The sequence below is a fragment of the Nocardioides salsibiostraticola genome, assembly GCF_054783655.1.
The window spans coordinates 144,690-169,252 of sequence record NZ_BAAGQD010000006.1 but is presented as its reverse complement, the minus strand read 5'-3'; the positions used below and the strand labels follow the sequence as shown (position 1 = coordinate 169,252).

Here is a 24,563-nt window from a genome sequence, read left to right as displayed (position 1 = left end):
ATACACGACATCAAGGTTGTTTGGTAGCCAGAGTTAGGGGCGATAATTCGGCACCAGGTGCCGAATTATCTCCCTTGATCGCAACTTGCCCCAGTGCGCTGTTGCGAAACGCTCAGCGCAGGTCGGAGCCGGTTTTCTCCAGCAGCGCAACGCATTCGACGTGGTGGGTCATCGGGAACAGGTCGAAGGCGCGCAGGGTCTTCAACCGGTAGCCGTGCTCGGCGAAGATCGCGACGTCGCGAGCCAGGGCCGCGGGGTCGCAGGCGACGTAGGCCACGGCGCGCGGCGCGCGATCGACGACCTGCTCGACCACGCCCCGCTTGGCGCCCTCACGGGGCGGGTCGAGAACGACGAGGTCGAACGGAGCATCGTGCTCGGCCTTCAACACAGCAGCGACCGGCCCGGTGCTCACCGTGACACCGGGGCAGTTGAGCCGCGCATGGCGCGCGGCCTCGGTGTCACCTTCCACAGCCACGACGCGGCCGGTCTCACCCACGGCATCGCGCAGGAAGCGAGCAAAGAGCCCGACCCCGGCGTACAGGTCGAGGGCGCGTTCGCCGGGTTGCGGGTCCAACAACGACAACACGGTCTCGACCAGGGTCGCGGGAGCACCCGGGTGCACCTGCCAGAAGCCGTCCTCGGCCACGGAGAAGGCGTGCTCGACCCCTCGGGCCGCGACGTCGTACGCCGGCCCGCCCGGCGCCTCGATGAGACAGTCGTCGATCTCGATCACCTCGCGGGAGCGGTGCTTGCGCAAACCCTTGCCCCCGTCGGGCAGGTCGACGTACTGCTGGCGCGTGCGCCACCGCAGACCTTGGTCGTCGCCGGGCACCGCCTCCACGGTGACGTCGAGGTCGAGTCCGGCCAGACGCTGCAGCTGCTCGGAGACCACCACGGCCTTCAGGGCACGCTGCGCGGCCAGGTCGACGTGCTGGAAGTCGCAACCCCCACAGCCGCCGGGACCCGCGTAGCGGCAGGGCGCCTCTACCCGGTCGGGCGATGCCTGGAGGATCTCGACCGCGTCGGCCCGCCAGAAACGGTCACCCTCGGTGCCCTCGGTGATCTCGAGGATCACCCGCTCCCCCGGCAGACAGTGCCGCACGAAAACTGCTCGACCCTCGACCCGGGCCACGCAGTGGCCACCGTGGGCCACGGATCCGACCTCGACCTCGTGGCGCTGGCCGACCTGGCTCTCGCCGCGGGCCTTCTTGGGTCGCGGTGAGCGGCGTCGTCCCGCCTGCCCTCCGCGTCGTCCTGCCTGGGGGGAGTTCATCGCTCGTCCTCTACTTGTCCGCGCCGCAGGTCACCGGGGCGGACCCGGCTGCTTTCCCGCTCCTCGCGCTCCAGGGCGATCTCGGAGGACCGCAGTTGATAGGGCACGGAGGTGACCATGACGCCGGGGGTGAACAGCAACCGGCCCTTGAGGCGAAGCGCGGTCTGGTTGTGCAGCAGTTGCTCCCACCAGCGGCCCACGACGTACTCGGGGATGTAGACCGCGACGACCCCGCGGGGGTTCGCCTTCCGGATCTCGGTGGCGTACTCCACGATCGGGCGCACCAGCTCGCGGTACGGCGAGTGCAGCACCTTCAGGGGCACCCCGAGGTTGCGCTGGTCCCACTCCTCCAGCAACCGGTTCGTGTCGGCGGCGTCGGCGGCGACGTACACCCCCTCGAGGGCGTTGGGACGCGACGCCTTGGCGAAGGCGAGAGCCCGCAGGGTGGGCTTGTGCAGTTTGGAGACCAGCACGATCGCGTGCACCCGGGTGGGCATCACCTTGTCGTCGTCGTCGGCGGCGAGTTCGAGCTGCACCGCGTCGTAGTGACCCTTGATGCGCGTCATCACGCTGTAGAAGAAGATCATCGCCAGGATGGTGATCCAGGCCCCTTCGAGGAACTTGGTGATCACCACGACCACCAGCACCACCGCGGTGAAGGACAGGCCGACGGCGTTGATCACCCGGGACCGGATGTAGCGGCGACGCCGCACCGGGTCGCGCTCGGTGGCCAGGCGCCGGGTCCAGTGCCGGATCATCCCCAGTTGGCTGAGGTTGAAGGAGACGAACACTCCGACGATGTAGAGCTGGATCAGCGCGGTGGTCTCGGCGTCGAAGACCAGGATCAGGATGATCGCCATCACCGCGAGGAAGACGATGCCGTTGCTGTAGGCCAGCCGGTCGCCGCGCGAGCCGAGGGCGCGGGGGGCGAAACCGTCCTTGGCCAGGATCGAACCCAGAACCGGGAAGCCGTTGAAGGCGGTGTTCGCGGCGAGCACCAGAATCACGCCGGTGACGGTGATGACGAAGTAGAAGCCGGGGTCGAAGCCGTCGAAGACGGCACGGGCGATCTGGGCGATCACGGCGTGCTGGTCGTAGTCGCCGGGCAGGGGCTCGCCGTTGAGGGTGAGCCGGTCCAACTGGTTGGGGTCGACGTACCGCAGGCCCATCTGACGAGCCAGCACGATGACGCTGATCATCATGGTGATCGCGATCATGGCCAACAGCAGCAGGGTCGTGGCAGCGTTCTGGCTCTTCGGACGTTGGAAGGCCGGGACCCCGTTCGAGATGGCCTCGACCCCCGTCAGGGCCGCGCACCCGGACGAGAAGGCCTTGGCCAGCAGGAAGAGCAGACCGATGGTGGTCAGCGCTCCGTCGAAGCCCGGGTCCGCCTCGATCATCAGATTCGCACTCTCCACGTCCGGGAGGGTGCCGGCGGCCATCCGGATGAAGCCGAAGAGGCACATCCCCAGGATCGCCGCCATGAAGGCGTACGTCGGCCACGCGAAGAAGGCCCCCGACTCGCGGATACCGCGCAGGTTCATGGCCATCAGGGCGACCACCATCACGGCTCCGACGGTCGCCTCATGGCCCTGCCAGGAAGTGATCGCCGCCGCGGAGTACTGCGCAGCGGCCGAGATCGACACCGCCACGGTCAGGACGTAGTCGACCAGGAGGGCACTGGCCACGGTCGTTCCGGCGCGGACCCCGAGGTTCACCGAGGCGACCTCGTAGTCGCCCCCGCCGCTGGGATAGGCGTGCACCGTCTGGCGATAGGAGGCGATGACCGCCGCCATCACGATCGCCACGGCGATGGCGATCTTCCAGGAGAACGAGTAATACGTGACCCCCGCCAGCGAGAGCATGATGAAGATCTCGTCGGGTGCGTAGGCCACCGAGGAGAGCGCATCGCTGGCGAAAACGGGTAGGGCAATCCGCTTCGGGAGGAGCGTTTCTCCCAACTGCGCGCTCCGAAGCTTGCGTCCGAGCAGAATTCGCTTAGAGACGTCGCCGACACCCACGAGCGGAAACAGTACGCGCATCGGGTCCCACACGCGCCACCTACGTCACTTTGCTCCGTTGTGACCCACGGCTACCCGGTGCCGCTACGGTGAGCACGTGCATGTCGTGATCATGGGCTGTGGCCGCGTCGGTTCGACGCTCGCGCGCAGCCTCGAGGACCGCAACCACACCGTTTCGGTGATCGATAGCTCGCCCGACGCCTTCCGGCGACTCGGCCCGAGCTTCAACGGTGACAAGATCACCGGCTACGGCTTCGACCAGGAGGTGCTGGAGAAGGCCGGGATCCGACGCGCCGACGCCTTCGCTGCCGTCTCGAGCGGTGACAACTCCAACATCATCGCGGCACGGGTGGCTCGCGAGACCTTCGGCCTCGAGCAGGTCGTCGCCCGGATCTACGACCCGGGCCGCGCCGAGGTCTACCAGCGGCTCGGGATCACCACGGTGGCCACGGTGAAGTGGACCGCCGACCAGGTGCTGCGCCGGATTCTCCCTGCAGGCGCCGAACCCGACTTCCGCGACCCGTCCGGGACCATCCGACTCGACCAACTCCCGGTCACCGAGGCCTGGATCGGTCAGCGCACCATCGACCTGCAGTTCCAGGCGCGGGTGCGGATCGCGTGGATCGACCGGTTGGGAGCCGGCATCCTGCCGACGCGCGACTCGGTCATCCAGGAAGGCGACCTCCTGCACCTGGTGATGCGCGAGGAGAACGCCGCCCACGCCTACCGGGTGATCGAGGAAGGTCCCACCGATGACGGCTGACCCCCTCTCGCCCGATCCCATCTCGACCAACCCCGTCCCCAACCATGCAGGCTCGAGAGAGGGTCAACGATGCGGGTAGCCATTGCCGGAGCCGGAGCGGTCGGACGATCCATCGCTCGCGAACTGATCACCAACGGCCACGACGTACTCCTGATCGACAAGGAGCCGCGCGAGATCCGTCCCGAGCGGGTTCCCGACGCCGAGTGGTTGTTGGCCGACTCCTGTGAGTTGTCCTCCCTGGAGGAGGCGCAGCTCAACAAGTGTGACGTCGTCATCGCTGCGACCGGCGATGACAAGGCCAACCTGGTGACCTCTCTACTGGCCAAGACCGAGTTCGGCGTACCCCGCACCGTCGGTCGGGTCAACCACCCGAACAACGAGTGGCTCTTCACCGAAGCGTGGGGGGTCGACGTCAACGTCTCGACCCCGCGCATCATGTCGGCCCTCGTGGAGGAGGCCGTCACGGTCGGCGACCTGGTGCGGCTGTTCACCTTCCGCCAGGGCAACGCGAACCTGGTCGAGATGACCCTGCCGGCCGATTCGCCGTACGTCGGCAAGCCGTGCGGCCTGATCCCGCTGCCGGAGAACTGCGCCCTGGTCACGATCCTGCGCGACAACCAGGTCTACATCCCCGATCCCGAACAACCCGTGGAGTCCGGGGACGAACTGCTCTTCGTGGTCCCCGAGGACAAGGAAGACGCCCTGGAGCAACTCCTGGCGCCCGAGGAACACCCGGCCAGCTGACGATCGCCCTCAGGAGGTGGCAGGCTCCAGCGGGGTGTGGTTGCGAGCCAGCAACCAGGTCGCCATACCGAAGGCGGCGAAGCGCAGCGGCCACCCCAGACCGAAGCGGAGCGCGGACAGCGCGATCACGGCGGTGCTGGCCGACATCAGCCCCGAATAGCCGGCCACCCAGACCGGTCCTTGCAGCAGTACGCCGACCAGGCCCGGCATCACGAGCACCCAGGTGAGGCGGGTGCACAACACCACGACCTGACGGTCCTCACGCCAGGCGAGCGGGTCGCCGGTGACGCTGCCCAGCATGAACCCCACCAGCGGCCAGCCGAGCAGACAACTCAGGCTGACGCCCAGCGAGTAGACCCCCGACCAGATCAACCCCGGCAGGAAGAACGCCAATGCCTGCTCGTCGGCGCTGCCACCCCCGCGGGCGGCGAGGTAGACGAACAGCCAGCCCAGTCCGATGCCGAACAGGGCGTTGCCGACGAACTGCAGGGTGGATCGCTGCACCAGCCGGATGACGAGGAGGATCAACGCCACCGCGGCGCTGCAGATCAGAGCGACTCGGAGGTCCTTGGTCGGCAGCCAGATCGCGGTGAACAGCAGTGTGGGCGTGGCCGCCTCGAACATGCCACGTCGGCCGCCGAGGGCCTTGGACAGTTGGGCCCGGACCAGCGCCTCCACGGTCTCGATGGCGGGTGCTGGAGCGGTCATGGCAGAAGTTCGTAGCGCGGGTTGTACATGATCCGGATACCGTCGTGGATCCCGATCCGACCCTCGACGCGGATCGAACGCCCAGGGGCGATCCCGGAGATCCGTCGCCGGCCCAACCACACGATGGTGATCCGTCCCGATCCGTCGTCCAGGTCCGACTCCAGCGCAGGTACGCCGCCCCGCGGACGCAACGTCACGGTGTGCAGGGTGCCGCTCAGCCGGACGGTCTCACGGTCCGGTGCGTCCTTGATGCAGAACACGTTGTCACCCGAGTAGGTCTCCCGCAGATCGCGGGCGTGCTGGTCGCTGGTGTTCGCCCATCGGCTGATGGTCTGACGGAGTCGACCTTTCTCAGGCACCGCGCGCCGCCTAGTTCTGTTCGGGCTGCTGGGGCGAGGAGGTGCCCGAGGGCGCCCCCGGCTCACCGGCTTCGCTGGATTCGGGGTCGGCCACGGGGTTCTGTGCGGCCGGTCCCACCTTGCGAGCGTTCTCGGGAAGGATCACCGGCAGCGGCTCCCCCACCGCCATCGCGTGGTCTCCACGACGAACGGCGAGCTGGGTGATCGTCTTCTCCCAGTCCAAGGCGTTGTCCGGTTCCGCGGCGGGTCGGCCGAGGAAGGTCACGCGCAGCATCCAACGGGGGCCGTTGATGCCCACGATCCGCGAGATCTGACGGACCTGACCGCCCTCGGGTCGAGCGATCTGCAACTCGCAGTGCAACTCGTCGCCGAAACGTCCCTCGGTCACGGTGGCCACGCCGCCTCGTTGCACCATGTCCGCGGCGATCTGGGGCCGCACATCGCTCCACAGGTCCCCGTGTCGAGGAGCCGCGAAAGCCCGCACCTCGACCGCCCCATCGCTTCCGGCCAGCACGATCGCCTGGACGTTTCCGGTCTTGTCGTCGACCTGGAGACGCAGTTCGCGACCCGGTTCGGAACCGATGAGCAGCGAGCCGAGATCGATCCGCGGACCGTCGTCCTCGGGAAGGTCATCTGCGTCGAAGGGGCCGCTCGTGGGGTCGTCCAGGGCAGGCGTCGCCGTCGGCGCGTCGTCCTCCTGCTCATCCGCGTCGGGTCCCTGTTCCAGGGACTCCTCGGGCGCGGTGGACTCCTCAGACGCGGCGGCCTGGGACTTGCGACGGAACTTCAACGACAACACTCCTCAGTAGGGCTGTGGATCAGCCTCCGGTAGAACCGTAACCCCCCGCACCACGGACACTCTCGGGGAGTTGGTCGACAACCACGAAGCGTGCCTGCTCGACCCGTTGGATCACCAACTGAGCGATGCGATCTCCCCGGTGCAGCGTGACCGATTCGTGAAGGTCGTGGTTGATCAACAGCACCTTGATCTCGCCGCGGTAGCCCGCATCGACGGTGCCCGGGGTGTTGACCACCGACAAGCCGTGTCGAAGGGCCAGGCCGGAGCGTGGGTGCACCAGGGCGACGTACCCCTCAGGCAGCGCCACGCCGATCCCGGTGGGCGCCAGGGCGCGTTCACCCGGCTGCAGAGTCAGGTCCTGCGCGGTGTAGAGGTCCGCTCCGGCGTCCCCGGGTCGGGCGTAGGCCGGCAGCGGGAGGTCTGGGTCCAGGCGGACCAGGGCAACATCGAGCACGCTGGGACCCTAGTGCCTCACCCTCCGCCCCGGGATGGGATCGTGGGTTCTTGTGAAGCCACAGCAGTCCGGCCAGGACAACGGTCCCGCGGCGACGTACTCCGAACGCCTGGGCGTCCCCCTGCGTTGGTGGGTCCAGGGGACCATGCTGGTCGCGACGTTCTGGTTGGCGCTCATCGTGGCGATCCCCGAACCGGCGGCCTGGGTGATCACCGGACTCGCCCTGCTCGTGCTCGCGGGCTGCCTGGTGGCCTACGGGTCGGCCACGATCCGCGTGGCGAACGGTCGGCTCCACGCCGGTCGCGCGCAGATCGATCTGCGCCACGTCGGCGCGATCACCCCGCTGGACGCCTCGGCGACCCGGCAGACCGCGGGGCGGGACGCCGACGTCCGCGCCCACCTGTTGCTTCGCCCCTACCTGAAGCGTTCGGTTCAGTTGGAGATCACCGATCCCCGCGACCCCGCGCCGTACTGGCTGCTGTGCACCAGACATCCCGCGGACCTCGCCTCCGCGCTGACCTCTCACAGGACCTTCGACCAGCCGACCCCTTGAGGCCTCGAACCTGTCGGTAGGGTCCTGCCATGGCTTCTGACAGTTCCAAGACGTGGTCGGCGATGTCGCTGGTCTCCTCCCTCGGCGCGGCCGCAATGGCCAAGAAGGGGCTCCACACCGGGTGGAAGGCCGCGACGGGCAAGAACCCGCCCGACAACCCGGCCGATCCCGACGTCGACGTCTGGGAGGCCGTGGCCTGGGCCGTGGCCAGCGGAACCTTCATCGCCCTTGCTCGGATGCTGGCGTCCCGACGGGCCGCCAACTACTACGCGAAGTCCACCGGACACCTGCCTCCGGGTCTCCGCAAGGACTGAAGTCGCCCACATCCCGAAACGCAGAACCCGGGGATCGGAGCGTCAACGTATGACGCTTCCGATGCCCCGGGTGTACGTGTCGGGTGTGTCAGACGAAGTCCGGGTCAGACACAGTCCTTGCAATACAGCTTCTTCTCGTCCGCCAACTGACTGCGGTGGTGGACCAAGAAGCAGCTCATGCAGGTGAACTCGTCGCTCTGCTTGGGCTTGACCTCGACGGCCAACTCCTCGTGGGAGAGATCGGCGCCGGGGAGCTCGAAGGCTTCAGCAGCCTCCGTCTCGTCCTCATCGACCTTGCCCGAGTTCTTGTCGTGACGTCGAGCCTTGAGCTCTTCGATGCTTTCTTCGGACGATTCCTCTTCGTTCTTGCGAGGTGCGTCGTAGTCGGTAGCCATGGAGTGGTCCCTCCCCCTCGTCCCTATCCTTGTTCTGGTGGCCTCATGAGCGGATGCCCGTGGTAGCGGGCCAGATTGTGCACCATGTAACCCCGGCGGCCCACACCGGTCCATGGCTGAGATGAGGGAACGTCGTTCTCGGCCGACCTATTCCCCGGGGGCGCGAGCGAACCCACAGTCGATGACCGCTCGCTCGAAATCGTCGAATCCGTGCCGGGGCGCGCAGATCAACAGGTCTAGTCCCCCCGCACCAGGATGGACCTCCCAGCGGGCTCCGGCCCCCTCCGAGACCAGGGCGGCGGCGGCGTAGTCCCAGAGGTTCACCCCTTCCTCGACGTACCCGTCCAACGCTCCGGCTGCCACCAGACACAGGTCCAGGGCGCACGATCCCAGCCGGCGGATGTCGCGGATCAGCGGGATCAGACGGGTGAGCGCCTGCGCTTGAACGACGCGGACCTCCCTGTCGTAGGAGAAGCCGGTGGCGATGAGTCGCTGACCGAGGTCGGCCGGGTCCCGGACCGTTATCGCCTCTCCGTCACGGGTTGCCACGACCCCGGTCTCGGTGCGCACCGCGACGTACTCGGTGCCCGCCGTGACGTCCAGGACGACCCCGGCCACGGTGACCCCGTCACGCTGAGCGGCGATGGACACCGCGTGCTGTCCCAGGCCGTAGAGGAAGTTCACGGTTCCGTCGATGGGGTCGATCACCCACCGCACGCCCGAGGCCCCGGTCTCGTCGACTCCCTCCTCGCCGAGGAAGCCGTCGTCCGGGCGGGCTGCCCGCAACCGTTCGCGAATCAGTTCCTCACTGGCCCGGTCGGCTTCGGTGACGATGTCCACGTCGGAACTCTTCGTCGCCGCCACGGTCACCCCGGCGGCGGCTCGTTCCCGGATGAGTACGGCGGCCGCCCGCGCTGCGTCGAGTGCGAGATCAGCGAGTTCGACATTCACTCTGCGGCGCCGCACAGGGCGGGTCGGTCGGCCCTCGGGTTGGCGCAGCATCCGACGGGGCACCGGTCCCACAGGGCGGGGAAACCGCCCACCACGGCCCTGGCCACCTCCTCGCCGCGCTCCACGGTCGCCCGCTCGAGCAGCAGGTCGCGGACCGTGCCCACGAACCGAGGGTCCAGTCCCGCGGTGGCGGCCCGACGGGCGGGGAGACCGATCCGTTCCGCGGTCTCCATGGCCTCGGTGTCGAGGTCGTAGATGACCTCCATGTGATCGGAGACGAAACCGATGGGGACCATCACCACGGCCGGGGCGCCCTGGCCGTGCAGGGTCTCGAGGTGGTCGTTGATGTCGGGTTCGAGCCACGGCATCTGCGGGGGCCCCGAGCGTGAGCAGTAAACGAGCTCGAAGGGGTGCCGGACCCCGGTTTCCCGCTCGAGGTGCTCCACCACGGAGGCGGCCAGGTCTTCGTGCTGGGCGACGTAGGCCCCACCTCCCGCCTCGGGCGGACCGCTGGAGTCGTTCATGACGGTCGGGATGGAATGAGTGACGAACGCGAGATGGGCCCCGGCCCGGACCTCGTCGGGGAGGTCCGCGAGGGCCGCCAAGGTCGCGTCCACCGACGGTTCCACGAAACCGGGGTGGTTGAAGTAGTGGCGCAACTTGTCCAGGACGGGCGCGCTCTCCACCCCCTCGACGGCGTCGAAGAGGTTCTCGCGGTACTGCCGGCACCCGGACCACGACGAGTAGGCACTGGTGACGAAACAGGCGGCCCGACGTACCCCGTCGGCGGCCATCGTCTTGATCGTGTCGGTCAGGTAGGGGTCCCAGTTGCGGTTCCCCCAGTAGATCGGCACGTCGATCCCGGCGGCATCCAAATCGGCTCGGACGGCGGCGATGAACTCACGGTTCTGGTCGTTGATCGGGGACCGACCCCCGAAGAGGTGATAGTGGGCACCGACCTCTTCGAGGCGCTCGCGAGGGATGCCGCGCCCGCGGGTGACGTTCTCCAGGAACGGCACCACATCCTCGGGAGCTTCGGGTCCCCCGAAGGACACCAGCAGCACCGCGTCGTAGGGGGTCACATCGGGGGGTTCCATCGCGTCGATAGGCACGTAACCAGTCTAGAGTTCTATCCTGACCCGGCCATGATCAGTACCTATCGACGCGTCCTCGAGCGCCCCGGAACGGCCCGATTCAGCGCGACTGGACTGGTCGCTCGATTGCCGATCTCGATGGTGGGACTGGGCATCGTTCTGCTGGTCGAGAACGCCACGGACTCCTACAAGACCGCGGGCGCCGTCTCGGCCGTCGCGTTGTTCTCCAACGGGCTCGCGGCCATCGTTCACGGACGGCTTCTGGACCGTCTGGGTCAGGCCCGGGTCCTGGCTCCGCTGATCACCTTCTGGGGCGTCTCGCTCGCCGCACTGATCTGGTCGGTCCAGGAATCCCTGCCGATGGGGGTCACCTACACCCTGGCCGTCCTGGCCGGGATCTCGCTTCCCTCGGTGGGTACCTGCGTGCGTGCCCGCTGGTCGCACGTCCTGGACAAGCCCGACGAGGTGCAGACCGCCTTCGCCCTCGAGGCGGTGGCCGACGAGGTCGTCTTCATCGCCGGCCCGATCCTGGTGACCGTCCTGGCCACCGCCGTGCACCCCGCGGCCGGCCTCGGCACCGCCCTGGTCACCGGACTGCTCGGAACCCTCATCCTCGCGAGCCAGCGCTCCACCGAACCGCCACCCCACCCCCGGGTCGTCGTCCGCGCGCACCGGGCGCGGATGCCCTGGGGCGTCATCGCCCCGCTCGCCCTGGTGAGCGCCTGCATCGGGGTGTTGTTCGGGTCCATCGAGGTGACCACGGTCGCCTTCGCCGAGGAGGTCGGCAGCAAGACGTACGCCGGACCCCTCCTCGCCCTCTACGCGCTGGGGAGCCTCGCTGCCGGTGTGGTCACCGGTGCCATCGGGTGGAAGTCCGGCCCGCTCATCCGGCTGCGGTGGGGCTCGGCCGCGATGGCCGTGGCGGTCGCACCGTTGTACTTCATCGATTCGTTGCTGGCCATGGGAGCGGCCCTGCTCCTGGCCGGACTCGCGATCGCCCCGACCCTGATCGCCTCGCTGTCGCTGTGCGAGCAGGTCCTCCCACCCTCTCGGATGACCGAGGGCATGACCTTCGTGCACACCGGCATCGTGGCCGGGGTGGCCCCGGGTGCGGCGATCGCCGGCGCGATCATCGACGCCCGGGGCGCGTCGGCGGCGTACCTGGTCTGTGTCGTGGGCGGCATCTTGGCTGCCGGTGTCTCGCTGCTGACCCCCGGTGGCTCTCGCTACGCTGAGGCCCATGGCGTCCCGAGCGACCGCAGGGTCTGACCGCGGCTGGAGCAACTGGTCCGGGCTGGAGAGTGCCAGCCCGGTCCGTTCGGTCGATCCCCCCGACGCTCAGGCGATCGTGCGGGAGGTGGAGGTCGCCCGCCGGCAGGGGCAGACGCTCAAGATGGTCGGCACCGGCCACAGCTTCACCGGGATAGCGGCGCCGGAGCACACCATGCTGCGCCCCCACGCCCTGGCGGGAATTCTCGCGGTGGACCGGACGGCGATGACGGTCACCGCCGCCGCAGGCACCCGGCTGCGTGACTTCAACCTGGCCTTGGAAGCCCTCGGGTTGAGCCTGCACAACATGGGCGACATCGACGAGCAGACCCTGGCCGGCGCGATCTCGACCGGCACCCACGGGACCGGGGGCTCTGCGGCCAGTCTGAGCGCCCAGGTAGTGGGCCTCGAACTCGTGACGGGCACCGGCGAGGTGTTGCGGGCCAACGCCGAGGAGAACCCACGGATCCTGGAGTTCGCCAGAGTCGGGCTCGGAGCCCTCGGTGTCCTGACCTCCATCACCTTCGCGGTCGAGCCCCTGTTCCTCCTGGAGGCCGTCGAGGTGCCGATGACCTGGGACGAGGCGGTCGGCGGACTCGACGAGCTCGTCGACACCCACGATCACGTCGACCTCTACTGGTTCCCCCACACCGACCGTTTGCTCAGCAAACGGAATCGGCGCCGGGGAACGGACCTCAGCGCCGCCCGCCCGCTCCCCCGTTGGCGGGCCTGGCTCGACGACGAGCTGTTGGCCAACCACCTGTTCGGCGCCGTCACCGCCGCCGCGAACCGCGCTCCCCGGGTGATCCCACGGATGAACCGGCTGAACGCCGGGATGCTCGGCCCCCGGTCCTATGTCGACCTGGCCCACCGGGTCTTCACCAGCGAGCGTGGTGTGGTCTTCCGGGAGATGGAGTACGCCGTTCCGCGAGACGCCGGGCTCGCCGCCCTGACCGAGGTCCGGGCGGCTCTGGAGGCCAGCGACCTGACGGTGTCGTTCCCGGTGGAGATCAGAGTGACTCCCGGCGACGACATCCCGCTGTCCACCGCCTCGGATCGGGCTTCGGTCTACCTGGCCTTCCACACCCACCGCCGCGCCGACCACACGGCGTACTTCGCGCTGATGGAACCGATCCTGCGTGCGCACGGCGGACGACCGCACTGGGGCAAGGTGCACACCCTGGCAGCCGCGGACCTCTCGGCGGCGTACCCGCGTTTCGACGAGTTCCTCGCCCTGCGCGACCGTCTCGACCCGGATCGGGTCTTCGCCAACGACTACCTGCGTCGGGTGCTGGGCGACTAGCCGCCTCAGGCGCTCGAGGAACCGGTCGGCAGCGGCGCCTGCCAGTGGCGCCACGCCGCCAGCAGTCGCCAGGACAGACACACCATCGCCCCCACCGCCGCGACCAGCACCACCGGGAACTCGAGCCGGGTTCCGACCACGGCCACCGCGGCACCGGCCAGGGCGGGCGTGGCGTACAACTCCCCCCGGAAGATCACCGGGACCCGGCCGGCGAGCACGTCGCGCACCATGCCACCTCCGATGCCGGTCACCATGCCCATCAGGGCCGCGGGAAGGGGACCCAGGCCGTACTCGAGGGCCTTGAGGGCACCCGCAACGCAGAACACCGACAACCCGAAGGCGTCGAAGACCGTCACGGTGCGTTCCATCCGACCCAGGGTGGGGTGATAGGCGAAGGTCACCAGACCGGCCGCGACGGGGACCAGGAGGTAGCGCCAGTCGTTCAACGCGGCCGGCGGCGTAGCCCCGATGAGGACGTCGCGCAGGAACCCGCCCCCCAGCCCGGTGGTTCCGGCGAGGATCAGGACCCCGAAGACGTCGAGGTCCTTGCGTACGGCGACCAGGGCCCCGGTGATCGCGAAGACGAAGATCCCGATGAGATCGAGGACGACCAGAGTGCTCGGCACCGGCCCAGGATAGGGCTCGCGGCCCTCCCTTCAGGCATCGAACCCGTTCTGTGACGGCCACGCCGGACGATGAGCGAGCGACCCGTGGCCGCTGGGCGTAGGCTCGGCGCACCGCAGGACACCTCACGGAAGATTCGGACCACCAAGTCATCATGTCGCCTCTCACGTACCGCTCCGTGAGTGACGACGGTGCTCGCGTGGTGTTGGTCGACGAGGACGGGATCGAGTTCAGCCTCGAGATCACCCCCGCTTTGCGTACCGCGCTGGGGACGGGCAACCCGCCCGCCCCGGGCCCCTCCCGAACAGGCCAGTTGGAGAAGAAGATGGACAACACCCTTCGCCCCCGCGACATCCAGGCCCGGATCCGAGCTGGAGAGAGTCCGGAAGCCCTCGCTTCCGCCGCCGGCATGACCATCGAGAAGGTCATGATTTTCGCCGGCCCCGTTCTGGCCGAGCGCGAGCACGTGGCGCAGCGCGCCCAGAAGGCCACCGTCCGTCGGGCCACCGGGGACGGCAGCCATGCCCGGACCCTGGGTGAGGCCGTGGAGACCCAGTTGCAAGCCGACAACGTCGACCCCGACTCGGTGGAGTGGGACGCCTGGCGACGCGAGGACGGTCGTTGGTCCCTCATCGCGGCGTACGACGCCGGACACCGGGACGGGACCGGCACCTTCACCTTCGATGCGCCGGGCAACTACGTGGTGCTCGAGGACGACGACGCCCGCTGGCTCGTGGGTGAGATTCCCGTCGTGCCCGCCTCCTCGGCCCAACCCGACGATCTCCAGCAGGTGCGCAGTCGCCGCCTGGCGGCGGTCTCCCCCGACCAGTTGCCCCTGGGTGACGACGCCATCGAGATGGTGGGCGAACCCCTCGACGACGCTGAGTCCGAATCCGAGCAGGAGATGGCGTCCGCTCCGACACTGGTCGCCCCGGCGGCCCGCCAGGAGCCGCCCAGCATCGACGACTTCTTCAACGACGCCGATGACGCCGCCGATCTGGAGAAAACCGAGGAGATCTCGGCCGACGGGACCGACGAGGCATCCGACGCTCCCGCCACCGAGGAGCCAGCGGCACCGGCCCACCCGACTGAACCGGCCGAACCCGCCGAACCCGCCGCCGAGGAGGAGACCCAGACCCGTCGCCCGGTGACCAAGAAGAAGGGTCGCGCGTCGGTTCCCAGCTGGGACGAGATCATGTTCGGCGGCGGCGACCAGTAGCCGCCGGACCCGGGCCACAGGGGCCGGTTACCGAGTAGTATCCGGCCATGTCGTACTTCGTCACAGGAGCCACCGGGTTCATCGGTCGCCACCTCGTCCAGGAACTCGTCGACCACCGCGAGGGCGACATCTTCGTCCTGTGCCGACAGGGCTCGCTGAAGCGGATGGAGCACCTCATCAAGCGGTGGGGCTCCGACCGGGTCCACCCGGTCATCGGTGACCTCTCCGAACCCGCCCTGGGAGTCAGCGCCGACTGGATCTCCGAGCACCTCGGCCAGATCGATCACTTCTTCCACCTGGCCGCCATCTACGACATGACCGCGGATGACGCGACCAACCAGACCATGAATGTGGGCGGAACCCGCGAGGCAGTGGCCCTGGCCGATCTCGTCCAGGCCGGGTGCTTCCACCAGACGTCATCGGTCGCCGCCGCCGGGGACTACCGCGGCTACTTCGACGAGACCATGTTCGACGAGGGCCAGAAGTTGCCGTCGCCCTATCACCGGACGAAGTTCGAGTCCGAGAAGATCGTTCGCGAAGAGGCCACCGTCCCGTGGCGGGTGTACCGCCCGGCCATCGTCGTGGGTCACGCGCAGACCGGGGCGATGGACAAGATCGACGGTCCCTACTACTTCTTCCCACTGATGAAGATGCTGCGGGACAACCTCCCCGCCTGGCTCCCCCTGGTCGGCATCGACCTCGGAGACACCAACGTCGTCCCGGTCGACTACGTCGCCAAGGCCATGGACCACATCGCGCACCTCCCGGGTCGGGACGGCGAGGCCTTCCACCTGGTCAACCCCGAGCCGCAGAGCACCGTCGGCATGATCAACACGTTCTGTGCCGCCGCGGGGGCACCCCGGTTCGCAACCCCGATCGACCGCAGCATCACCGCCGGACCGATGGCACTGGTTCCGCGCCGCCTACGCCCCTCCTCCATCATGGCCGGCATCGTCGGCAACGGAGCCGTGCAGGCCCTCCTCGACCAGACCGTGGGCCGCCTCGGCATCCCGGCCGAGGTCCTGGCCCACTCCTCCTTCTCGGCCGTGTTCGAGTCACGGACCACCGAGAAGGCGCTCGCCGGCTCCGGGATCGCCGTGCCTGATCTGGAGTCCTACGCTCGCACCCTGTTCAACTACTGGGAGGAGCACCTCGACACCGCCACCGGCAAGGACCCCAAGATCCGGGCCGCCATGAAGGGCAAGCACGTCGTCATCACCGGCGCCTCCTCCGGCATCGGTCAGGTGACCGCCCTCAAGGTCGCTCAGGCCGGCGGCGTACCCGTGCTGGTGGCTCGCGGCAAGGACAAGCTCGAGGAGACCAAGTCGCTCATCGAGATGACCGGCGGCGTCGCCTACGTCTTCCCGTGCGATCTCTCCGACCTCGAGGCCATCGACCGCCTGTGTGAGCAGATGTCGGCCGAGCTCCCTTCGGTCGACTTCGTCATCAACAACGCCGGTCGCTCGATCCGACGCTCCCTGCGGCTGTCGACCGATAGGTTCCACGACTTCGAGCGCACCATGCAGCTGAACTACTTCGGCGCCATCCGCCTGATCATGGGTCTGATGCCGGCGATGCAGAAGCAGAAGTCCGGGCACATCGTGAACATCTCCTCGATCGGTGTGCAGACCAATCCGCCGCGCTTCTCGGCGTACGTCGCCTCGAAGTCGGCCCTGGACGCGTGGAGCAACGTGGTGGCCTCGGAGGTGATCGGCAACGGGATCACCTTCACCAACATCCACATGCCCCTGGTGCGGACCCCGATGATCGCTCCGACCAAGATGTACGACAAGTTCCCCGCGATCTCACCGGCCCAGGCGGCCGATGCGGTGATCCGGGCCATGGTCGAGAAGCCCCACGAGATCAACACCGCGTTGGGCAACGTGGGTGCGGTGATGCACACGGTCGCGCCGAAGTTGGCCTTCCGGGTGCTCAACATGGCCTACCACGTGTTCCCCGACTCCGCGGCGGCCAAGGGTGCCCCCGCCACCGGCGGGACGCGGGAGTCCGAGCAGGTGCTCCTCGCCAAGGTGCTCAAGGGCGTGCACTGGTAAACGACCCCAGGGGTGGGCCGATAAAAGATAGTCATTAGTGACTAAGTACTTGTGACCTGGGTTACCCCATAATCATTCTTCACGAGACTCCTCGTATCCCGCAGTGCTCCTGCGGTCCCCCACCCCACCCCATGGGAGAACTTCATATGCGATCCGTCATGCCCCCACGGCGCTCCCCCAGCGCCCGTTCCAAGGTGGCCGCCCTCGGCGCTGCCGCGGTCCTGCTCAGCACCCTCACCGCCTTGACCACGATCGAGTCCGCCGGTGCGGCCACGACCGTCGGCCCCAGCGAAGTGTCGAGCACCCCGGGAGCACCTCCGGTGGTCCGCGAGGACTCGGTCGACATCAGCATCGATCGCGGTGCCCAGAGCTTCTACCGCACCTCGAGCGGCAAGTTCGGCCCCGTCGGCGGCAGCGCCTTCTTCACCAACGCCCAGACCTGTCGGGGCGATGACCCGGCGGGCACGAACAACTCCCCGCGCGACGTCGTCACCGTGACCGGTCCCGACGGTGCGGTCGTGCTGGATGAGACCAGTCCGGTGCGGAACATCAGCATCGCGGGGGCCCTCACCAAACCCTCCTACGAGCCGTCGAACCCGCAACCGAACCCGTCGGCCACGAACTACCGCGGCGACCTGGCCGACTCCGGCGCCTACCACGGTTTCCCTCTCAAGTTGTCGCTCGCCGGTCGGGCCGCCGGGGTCTACACCGTCACGACGACCACCAAGAACATGGTGCGCATCGGAAGCGGCATCTTCCAGGTCGGAGGGCCCTGCATGGTCGGGACCCCCGACGGAGAGAAGACCTTCACACCCGGTCCGGTCGTGGAGACCCAGACCTTCGAGTACCGCCCCTTCCAGGCCCGGTTCCGGGACGTCTTCGGAGGTGGTTCGGTGCGCGCCAACATCACGCCTCGCGAGTTCCAGTTCAACATCGGCGCCAAGACCTCCCCTGTGTACGACGGATCGTCGACGATGAGTTTCTACTCCCTGGACGGCGCCTTCCTGTTGCCCGGTGACCCTGCGGCGTGCGCGGCGGATCCCTCCTCCTGCCTGCCCGCCGCGGCCGAGGCCTGCAACCCCGACGCCGGTTGCGTTCCGCGCCTGATGATCATCAACAGTCCCGGCGACGCAACGGAACTCGTGGGCGTCTTCGATCTGGACACCAAAGCCTTCATCGCTGCCGCGAAGATCGGCGGGTCCCGGCGTCTGCTGGTGTCGCTGGGCACCGACAACGACGGGCTCTATCACGACACCCTGGCTCAACTGAGCGCCGCTGCGGCCGAACAGGGCGTCGATCTGGCCTCCATCCTCGCCACTCAGGTCGTGGCCAGCGACGGCACGAACCAGACCTCGCTCAGCCTGCTCAACGGACTGCAGATCGATCCGGCCACTCGGCCCGGTGGAGTGCAGCTGGTCAGCGACGCCACGGTGCAGGCAGGGATCGTCCTGAACATCTACAGCTCCCTGCGTCTGGGCGGCGACTCGTGTGTGGCGAACTCCTCCTCCTCCGGGAGCGACGCGGATCGGTTCACCCGCAACGAGGACAACGGCTACACGGTCACGAAGACCGACTTCGCCCCCGAGGTCCCGGCCGTCGGCCCCCTCGGGCTCCTCGCCAGCGGACCGATCTACCACATCAACGGTCGCTTCAACCGCGACGCCCTGGTCAACATCTCCACCGCGCCGATCGGTGTCGACACGGCCAGTGACGAGCCCAACGGCTACCCCGCTTGGGTCTCGCCGTTCGTGAGTGGGGTCAACACCGCCAGCCCGCGCACCTTTGACTACCTCGGCACGGCGACCTGGGCGGCCAGCGAGTCCCCGATCCCGGTCCTGGGCGGCTGCCTGGTCATCGACTTCATGTTCGGCACCGGGGTCGCGGTCCTCAACAACCCGCTCCCGGTCGGCCTGGGCACGCTGCTCGACCTCGCCTCCGAGCCCAACCCTGACGCTGCGGCCCTTTTCGCGTCGATCGACACCGCGGTCGCGGATGTTCTGGGCTCGGTCACCAGCAACCCGGAGGTCGACGCGCTGCTGGGCAGCCTGCTCTCCGGCCTGGCTCTGCCGGAGGTGCCGTCGGCTCCCTGATCGACCTCAGGCTCCGGTGGTCACGGGCCGACTCGGGTCGGCACTCCACCCACTCCAACTGCCGGGATACAACGCCGCTCGGACACCGAGCATCTCCAACGCGATGATGTCCAGGGTGGCCGTGACCCCGGAGCCGCAGTACGTCGCTACCGTCCTATCGGCTTCCAAAGCCCCGATGCCGGCGTACAGATCGCGCAGGGCATCGGGATCACGGAAGCGGCCGTCCTGGGTCAGGTTCGACGTGACGGGTGCGTTGACGGCCCCGGGGATGTGGCCGGCCACGGGGTCCTGGGGCTCGAACTCTCCGCGGTACCGGTCCGGGGTCCGGGCGTCGACGAGGCAGTCGACCTCGCGGACATCCTCGGCGTTGATCACCGGCATGTGGCCGGGCCGGGCGGTGAAGTCTCCCGGCAGCGGGGATACCGATCCCTGCTCGATCGGCCCGTCCTGGGACCGCCACGCGGCCAGTGCGCCATCGAGCAGACGAACGTCGTGATGGCCGTGGAACCGCAGCAGCCACCAGCACCTTCCCGCGGCGAGTCCGGACCAGTCGTCGTAGACCACGACAGGCCGATCGTCGCTCACCCCCGCTGCCCGCATAGCCGCCTCGAACGCCTCGGTCGCGGGTAGTGGGTGGCGCCCCTCCGTCCCGGACGGACCCGCGAGGTCCGCATCCAGGTCGACGTAGGCCGCGCCGGGTAGGTGACCCGCGGCGTACTCCTCCGGTCCCATCGGGGCGCCCATCTTGAACCGGACGTCGAGCAGGGTGACGTCATCAAGGCGGCTACGGAGATCAGCGGCGGAGATCAGCGGTGAGGACATGGTCCCATCGTGCCCGATCCGCCCGCCGGAAGCGCTCAGCCGAAGGGCAGGGGTTCCGGGGCGAGGCTCACTGCCTTGGCCCGGTCCGCGGTCAGTCCGCGGCGGTGGTGCTGACGACACAGGACCTCGTAGGCCACCTCGGCGGGCGGCCCCTCCCCCTCCTCGACGTCGCCGACGACCAGGACCTCACCCTCGGTCACCATCAGCCCGTCCTCGGTGCGCGCGTTGTGGGTGGCACGCTTCCCGCACCAGCACAACGCCTCGACCTGCAGTACCTCGGTGCGGTCCGCCAACTCGACCAGCCGGGCGGCACCCGGGAAGAGCCGGGTGCGGAAGTCGGTGAGCAGGCCGAAGCAGAAGACGTCGATCTGTAGCTCGTCGACGACCTTGGCCAGCGCGTCGATGTGGGCGGGCGGATAGAAGTGCACCTCGTCGCAGATGAGGTAGTCGATCCGGGCTCCCTGCGTCAGGGAGTCGACGACGTAGCGCCAGAAGTCGAAGTCCGCGGGCACCTCGATGGCGTCGTGGGACAACCCCAGCCGCGAGGTCAGTCGGGCACTCCCGGATCGGTCGTGCGAGGTGAAGATCCGACCGACCCGACCCCGGACCGAGTGGTTGTGATTGGTCTGCAGAGCCAGGGTCGACTTGCCGGCGTTCATGGTTCCGGTCCAGAAGGTCAGCTCAGCCACGCGAGGATCTTCTCACCACGACGCTCGACCGCACGCACCAGCCGGGGGTCGTCATCGCTCAGGAGGGGTAGGGCGATCCTTGGTTCCGACGGCTGTAGGCAATCACTCCGCCTCCGGTCGCCAGCAGGGCCAGACCCAGCAACAACCACAGGAGCGCGGGGCCGCCGGTGTCCGGCAGGATCCCGTTCTGATCGAGCCCCCCGTTGGGCGCGGCGTTGCCGTCGCCCGGAGGCGTGGCGGTGAGAAGCGCTCCGGCGACCCGGAAGTCCGTGGTTGTCGAACACGAGCGCACCGCTTTACCGGAAGGATTGAAGGTCAGGGTGCGCTTGTAGTTGCCCATCGACTGGAAGTTACCCGTGGATACCTTCACCTTCTGGCCGTTGTAGTCGGTGGTCTTCTTGGTGATGAGTCGACCGTCGAGGGTCTTGAAGGCCAAAATGACCTTCCCGGTGACCTCGAAGTCTCCGTCGGAAACGATGTCGATCAGGGCCTCGATGCCGTTGCCTCGGACGACCTCGTTGGGTGCCTCGATCGAGCAGGTCGTGCGCACCTGGGCCGGGTAGGGATCGGCATGGGCCGGGGTGGCCAGGGCGACAGTGCCGAGCACCGTGGTGAGCAGCATGAGGAGGCTGGTGAGCGCGGCTGAGCCGCGCAGGGACTGAATGGTGCGTGGGGTCATCAGAGCATTTCCTTCGGTCGAGCGAGGGGGGAACGGGAGCACAGCATGTGAAGGTCATGTCAGTATGCCCGACTTTCGGACACTTCGGGCGCCTATCTCGCCGGGATGCGCTCCACGAGGTGACCGAAGACGACGCTGCGGTTGTCGGTGTGGAACAACTCCGAGCACGTCACCAGCGTGATGAGCCGCTCACCCACGTCACCGGGCGCGGAGACTCCGCCGGGGTTCGGATTCGTGGGTCGCGGCTCCAGCACCCAGGAAGCGGTGAAGGGAACGATCAGATCGGTGCCGCCGGTGTCGAGTTCATAGATGTAGGTAGCGGCGCGGGTGCGGATCTCCACCTCGTCTCCGGGCCGCAGGGAGGGTAGGTCAGCAAAGGGTTCGCCGTGGGTGATCCGGTGGGCGGCGATGACGTAGTTGCCGATCTTCCCCACGTTCGCGGTGTCGTCGAGGTGTCCCACCCCAGCGGCGAGGACCTCATCGCTGTCCCCCTCGAGGATGGGTACGGCGTAGTCGTCGCCGAATCGAGGGACGGTCAGGATCGCATCGGCAACGCCGAAGTCCGTGGTGACGGACTCCTGATCCGAGGACCAACCCTGTTCGAGGGCAGCCACGACCTCGCCGTGGCGTTTGTCCGACACCCAGTTGGTGCCGAAGAACTGCCACCCCACCCAGGCCAGCATCACCACACCGGCCAGCATCAGGGTCCCGCCGATCACCTGCAGCGATCGCCGGCGACGGACCGAGCGGCGACTCGAGCGACGACTGGACCGCCGACTGGGGGGACCTTCGGACCCGCTGCGGGGAGCGGCTATCGACTCCTGAACATGGGTCAAGCGGGGGCTCCTGAACTGGGGGGACTACCTCGTCAACGGGTGCGGCGACGTCACGTTACGCGGGACGGCCGGCCCGCGAGCCGAAACGCGACAGATGACCCGGTCAGGACGGGCCGGTCAGTCCACGAGGATCGGGATGAGCATCTCGTCGTGCGTCAACGAGCCGTGCAGTCCGACCAGGGTGGTCTCATAGGAGAAGTCGACGCTGGAGAAGATCCCCAGATCCCCGCGGCACGCGACCATCACGTCTCCCAAGCGCGGAGCCATCGCGGCGTCGACAGCACCGAACCAACCGCGGCCCACCGCGTCGCGGCGAGTGAGCACCTCCGCCCGGTCCCCCAGGAACTCACTCCAGGTAGCCATCACGTCCGCCACGGCTCCATCACGGCAGTAGAGATGCCGGAACCGTGCCTCACCGCCGAGCAGGACGAGGCCGTCACGCAGCTGCGGGTGCTCGTCGATGTCGAGGTGAGCCGATTCTGGGCAGTCGATCATGCCGTGGTCGGCGACGATCAGCAGTCGAGTCGAGGTGGGCAGCGACTCCCGCAGCAGCTCTGCCTCGGCGTCGATCATCGACAGCTGCTGCAACCAGGGGGTCGAGGCGACGCCGTGCTTGTGGCCCGTCCAGTCGAGGTCGCTGTCGTAGAGATAGGTCAACGACGGCGCCGATCCGGAGGCCTCAACGGCCGCAGCGATCCGCTCGCCCACCTTTTCGGCGTCGACGAACCGTGCCCCTCGGTGCGCGACCTGGGTCAGACCGCTGTCACGGAACTCCTTCTTGTTCACGACCCGCACGTCGACCCCGGCGTTCATCAGTCGGGCGAAGGCGGTGTCATGGGGCTGCCACTCGAGGGGGTCGACACGCTTGTCCCATCGCAGCGGCGCGAGGAGTCGGTCGGTGTCGGGGATGCGGCTGGTGAACCCCACCAATCCGTGCACCCCGGGAACCAGACCGGTGCCCAGGGAGGTCAGGCTCGTCGTGGTCGTGGACGGGACCCCGCAGGTTCCGGGCGCCTGGGCCTGGGCCAGGGAGTCGAGGTAGGGCGCGGCGTACGAGTAGCGCTCGAGCTGCCGAGCCCCGAGCCCGTCGATGAGGAACACCACGTACGCCGGGGCGGGGGGCAGCTCCAGTCCCGACGGGCGAACGAGTCCGACCTTCTCCGCCACGCCGAGGGCTTGAGCCACGGCCGGGACGACGTCACCCAGCGATCGTTCGCCGTACGCCGGATCGAGGAACCCCTCAGGCAAGGTGGGTCCGCGCGGAGACGGCCTCGGCGAAGGACAGCAGCCCTCCGACGGCGTCCTTGCCGTCAGCGGCGGCGGAGACCCGCAGCGAGAAGTCGTCGGAGGCCAACACCCCGGTGTAGCCGTGGTCGGCGTCGCACTGGGGGTCGCTGCAGACCGCGGGCTCCAGGTCGACTCGGTTGACCCCACCCCACCCGATCGTCAGGACGGCCTCAGCCGGCGGCCGAGGGCCCTTGGTGGGGTTGGTGGCCATCCGGGTGACCACGACGGACCGGACCGCCGACAGGTTCACCGCCTCGGTGGAGGTCGAGGTGTACGGCTCGGGTAGGAGGTCGTCCCCGGTGTGTTCGTCGGTGTGGGCCAGGATCAGTCGCGAGGCGGTCAGCACCACGACACTTTGATGGCGACGGACCTCGTCGCGCTCGAAGGTCGGCTCGTGGTGGACGAAGAACGAGAGCACTCGCTCCCCTCCGACGGCACCGTGAACGGCTTCGGCGACGATCTCGGGATAGTAACCAGTGCGGTCGATGGCTTTGCGCAGTTCGCGGCCGCGGTCCGGACCGTCGGCGGGGTCGCCGCTCTCCATCGATCGGTCGTCAGGCTGTCGGGCGGACCAAGGCATGGGGCTCAGTGTGTCACTCCCCCGCCCTGGGCCGGGGTTCGGCAGTCACTTGGTCGAGGCCATCGCCGTCCCCAGGGCGATCATCATGACCCCGCCGGTGGCACCGACGGCGTCGAGTCGGGCTGGACGGCGTGCGAACCAGGTGCGAGCGGCACCCGCCACCATGGCCCACACGCTGTCCGACACGATCGCCATCGCCCCGAAGATGAGGCCGAGCAGCGCCAACTGGGGTGCCGCGGGCGCAGATGTGTTCGTGAACTGAGGCAGGAACGCCACGAAGAACACGATCGTCTTCGGGTTGGTCACGCCCACCACGAAGCCGGTCAGCAGCGCCCGACCGGGCTTCTCGACCATCGGTTGCTCCGCCAGAAGGGCCGCGCGAGCGTCACCACGATGCCGGATCGCCTGCACACCGAGCCAGATGATGTACGCCGCCCCGGCGATCTTGAGCACCGTGTACGCCGACGCGCTGGCCGCCACCAACGCACCCAGACCGATCGCCACCAGCAGCGCCTGCACGACGACTCCGACCGCGTTGCCGACCACGGAGGTCAACGCCGCGCGCAGGCTCACCGTCAGCGCGCGCCCGAGCGTGAACAGCAGACTCGGGCCCGGCAGCTGGATGAACAACGCGCTGGCGATCACGAACGCGAGCCATTGGCTGGAAGTGGGCACACGAGCAT

General features: G+C 68.3%; 26 protein-coding genes. 9 read left to right on the top strand and 17 right to left on the bottom strand.

The window, feature by feature from the left end; genetic code table 11:
• Positions 1-112 precede the first annotated feature (112 nt).
• A complete protein-coding gene (locus ACYVLV_RS04985; protein ID WP_460808152.1) occupies positions 113-1,273 on the bottom strand; it encodes a class I SAM-dependent RNA methyltransferase in 1,161 nt (386 codons plus the stop codon).
• Positions 1,270-3,294: an APC family permease gene (locus ACYVLV_RS04980; RefSeq protein WP_460808396.1), complete on the bottom strand. Its 2,025-nt coding sequence runs from the start codon at positions 3,292-3,294 to the stop codon at positions 1,270-1,272. Before ACYVLV_RS04980 ends, ACYVLV_RS04985 begins: the two co-directional genes overlap by 4 nt.
• A gap of 97 nt (positions 3,295-3,391) precedes the next feature.
• On the opposite strand from ACYVLV_RS04980, the gene ACYVLV_RS04975 reads away from it, so the two are divergent.
• Together ACYVLV_RS04975 and ACYVLV_RS04970 are read left to right on the top strand one after the other, a co-directional pair.
• Positions 3,392-4,057, top strand: a complete 666-nt coding sequence (locus ACYVLV_RS04975) for a potassium channel family protein (protein WP_460808151.1) — start codon at positions 3,392-3,394, stop codon at positions 4,055-4,057.
• A 69-nt stretch (positions 4,058-4,126) separates the two neighbouring features.
• A complete protein-coding gene (locus ACYVLV_RS04970) occupies positions 4,127-4,801 on the top strand; it encodes a potassium channel family protein (protein WP_460808150.1) in 675 nt (224 codons plus the stop codon).
• Positions 4,802-4,810: 9 nt separating this feature from the next.
• On the opposite strand, the gene ACYVLV_RS04965 is transcribed toward ACYVLV_RS04970, so the two are convergent.
• From ACYVLV_RS04965 to dut, 4 genes are read right to left on the bottom strand one after another with little or no spacing between them, the layout of a single operon-like run.
• Entirely contained in the window at positions 4,811-5,509 is a 699-nt protein-coding gene (locus ACYVLV_RS04965; protein WP_460808149.1) for a DUF3159 domain-containing protein, read from the bottom strand.
• Positions 5,506-5,868: an OB-fold nucleic acid binding domain-containing protein gene (locus ACYVLV_RS04960; protein ID WP_460808147.1), complete on the bottom strand. Its 363-nt coding sequence runs from the start codon at positions 5,866-5,868 to the stop codon at positions 5,506-5,508. The genes ACYVLV_RS04965 and ACYVLV_RS04960 overlap by 4 nt, the downstream gene beginning before the upstream one ends.
• Before the next feature lie 10 nt (positions 5,869-5,878).
• On the bottom strand, positions 5,879-6,658 hold the full coding sequence (locus tag ACYVLV_RS04955) for a DUF3710 domain-containing protein (RefSeq protein ID WP_460808146.1): 780 nt from the start codon (positions 6,656-6,658) through the stop codon (positions 5,879-5,881).
• Between the two features lie 28 nt (positions 6,659-6,686).
• A complete protein-coding gene (gene dut / locus ACYVLV_RS04950; RefSeq protein WP_460808144.1) occupies positions 6,687-7,121 on the bottom strand; it encodes a dUTP diphosphatase in 435 nt (144 codons plus the stop codon).
• A 52-nt stretch (positions 7,122-7,173) separates the two neighbouring features.
• Between dut and ACYVLV_RS04945 the strand changes: the two genes are divergently transcribed.
• A complete protein-coding gene (locus ACYVLV_RS04945) occupies positions 7,174-7,674 on the top strand; it encodes a DUF3093 domain-containing protein (RefSeq protein ID WP_460808143.1) in 501 nt (166 codons plus the stop codon).
• A gap of 29 nt (positions 7,675-7,703) precedes the next feature.
• Entirely contained in the window at positions 7,704-7,988 is a 285-nt protein-coding gene (locus ACYVLV_RS04940; RefSeq protein ID WP_460808142.1) for a DUF4235 domain-containing protein, read from the top strand.
• A 104-nt stretch (positions 7,989-8,092) separates the two neighbouring features.
• Here ACYVLV_RS04940 and ACYVLV_RS04935 read toward each other — a convergent pair whose 3' ends face one another.
• The 3 genes from ACYVLV_RS04935 to ACYVLV_RS04925 form a co-directional block, all read right to left on the bottom strand.
• Positions 8,093-8,383, bottom strand: a complete 291-nt coding sequence (locus tag ACYVLV_RS04935; protein ID WP_460808140.1) for a DUF4193 domain-containing protein — start codon at positions 8,381-8,383, stop codon at positions 8,093-8,095.
• 147 nt (positions 8,384-8,530) lie between these two features.
• A complete protein-coding gene (locus ACYVLV_RS04930; RefSeq protein WP_460808139.1) occupies positions 8,531-9,334 on the bottom strand; it encodes an inositol monophosphatase family protein in 804 nt (267 codons plus the stop codon).
• Positions 9,331-10,446, bottom strand: a complete 1,116-nt coding sequence (locus ACYVLV_RS04925) for a ferrochelatase (RefSeq protein WP_460808138.1) — start codon at positions 10,444-10,446, stop codon at positions 9,331-9,333. Before ACYVLV_RS04925 ends, ACYVLV_RS04930 begins: the two co-directional genes overlap by 4 nt.
• Before the next feature lie 33 nt (positions 10,447-10,479).
• On the opposite strand from ACYVLV_RS04925, the gene ACYVLV_RS04920 reads away from it, so the two are divergent.
• Together ACYVLV_RS04920 and ACYVLV_RS04915 are read left to right on the top strand one after the other, a co-directional pair.
• Positions 10,480-11,697 (top strand): MFS transporter, encoded by a 1,218-nt coding sequence (locus tag ACYVLV_RS04920; RefSeq protein ID WP_460808137.1) that lies wholly within the window; start codon positions 10,480-10,482, stop codon positions 11,695-11,697.
• Positions 11,669-13,000, top strand: coding sequence for a D-arabinono-1,4-lactone oxidase (locus ACYVLV_RS04915; RefSeq protein WP_460808136.1), 1,332 nt, complete (start codon positions 11,669-11,671; stop codon positions 12,998-13,000). The genes ACYVLV_RS04920 and ACYVLV_RS04915 overlap by 29 nt, the downstream gene beginning before the upstream one ends.
• A 5-nt stretch (positions 13,001-13,005) precedes the next feature.
• On the opposite strand, the gene ACYVLV_RS04910 is transcribed toward ACYVLV_RS04915, so the two are convergent.
• Entirely contained in the window at positions 13,006-13,626 is a 621-nt protein-coding gene (locus ACYVLV_RS04910) for a trimeric intracellular cation channel family protein (RefSeq protein ID WP_460808134.1), read from the bottom strand.
• A 152-nt stretch (positions 13,627-13,778) separates the two neighbouring features.
• Between ACYVLV_RS04910 and sepH the strand changes: the two genes are divergently transcribed.
• The 3 genes from sepH to ACYVLV_RS04895 all read left to right on the top strand — a co-directional run bounded on the left by sepH (position 13,779) and on the right by ACYVLV_RS04895 (position 18,987).
• Complete coding sequence (sepH, locus tag ACYVLV_RS04905) at positions 13,779-14,843, top strand: septation protein SepH (RefSeq protein WP_460808132.1); 1,065 nt, start codon at positions 13,779-13,781, stop codon at positions 14,841-14,843.
• A gap of 47 nt (positions 14,844-14,890) precedes the next feature.
• Positions 14,891-16,897 carry an SDR family oxidoreductase gene (locus ACYVLV_RS04900; RefSeq protein WP_460808130.1) on the top strand — a complete coding sequence of 669 codons (2,007 nt, stop codon included), beginning with the start codon at positions 14,891-14,893 and terminating at the stop codon, positions 16,895-16,897.
• 158 nt (positions 16,898-17,055) lie between these two features.
• Entirely contained in the window at positions 17,056-18,987 is a 1,932-nt protein-coding gene (locus tag ACYVLV_RS04895) for a hypothetical protein (RefSeq protein ID WP_460808128.1), read from the top strand.
• A gap of 6 nt (positions 18,988-18,993) precedes the next feature.
• On the opposite strand, the gene ACYVLV_RS04890 is transcribed toward ACYVLV_RS04895, so the two are convergent.
• The 7 genes from ACYVLV_RS04890 to ACYVLV_RS04860 form a co-directional block, all read right to left on the bottom strand.
• Entirely contained in the window at positions 18,994-19,809 is an 816-nt protein-coding gene (locus ACYVLV_RS04890) for a sulfurtransferase (protein ID WP_460808126.1), read from the bottom strand.
• 35 nt (positions 19,810-19,844) lie between these two features.
• Positions 19,845-20,498: a thymidine kinase gene (locus ACYVLV_RS04885; RefSeq protein WP_460808125.1), complete on the bottom strand. Its 654-nt coding sequence runs from the start codon at positions 20,496-20,498 to the stop codon at positions 19,845-19,847.
• A 58-nt stretch (positions 20,499-20,556) separates the two neighbouring features.
• On the bottom strand, positions 20,557-21,177 hold the full coding sequence (locus tag ACYVLV_RS04880; RefSeq protein WP_460808123.1) for an LPXTG cell wall anchor domain-containing protein: 621 nt from the start codon (positions 21,175-21,177) through the stop codon (positions 20,557-20,559).
• A gap of 92 nt (positions 21,178-21,269) precedes the next feature.
• Positions 21,270-22,013, bottom strand: a complete 744-nt coding sequence (locus ACYVLV_RS04875) for a class E sortase (protein ID WP_460808121.1) — start codon at positions 22,011-22,013, stop codon at positions 21,270-21,272.
• A 117-nt stretch (positions 22,014-22,130) separates the two neighbouring features.
• On the bottom strand, positions 22,131-23,261 hold the full coding sequence (locus tag ACYVLV_RS04870; RefSeq protein WP_460808120.1) for an alkaline phosphatase family protein: 1,131 nt from the start codon (positions 23,259-23,261) through the stop codon (positions 22,131-22,133).
• Entirely contained in the window at positions 23,254-23,844 is a 591-nt protein-coding gene (locus tag ACYVLV_RS04865) for a DUF5998 family protein (RefSeq protein WP_460808393.1), read from the bottom strand. The genes ACYVLV_RS04870 and ACYVLV_RS04865 overlap by 8 nt, the downstream gene beginning before the upstream one ends.
• A gap of 81 nt (positions 23,845-23,925) precedes the next feature.
• Positions 23,926-24,555 (bottom strand): LysE family translocator, encoded by a 630-nt coding sequence (locus tag ACYVLV_RS04860; RefSeq protein ID WP_460808119.1) that lies wholly within the window; start codon positions 24,553-24,555, stop codon positions 23,926-23,928.
• Positions 24,556-24,563: the final 8 nt, after the last annotated feature.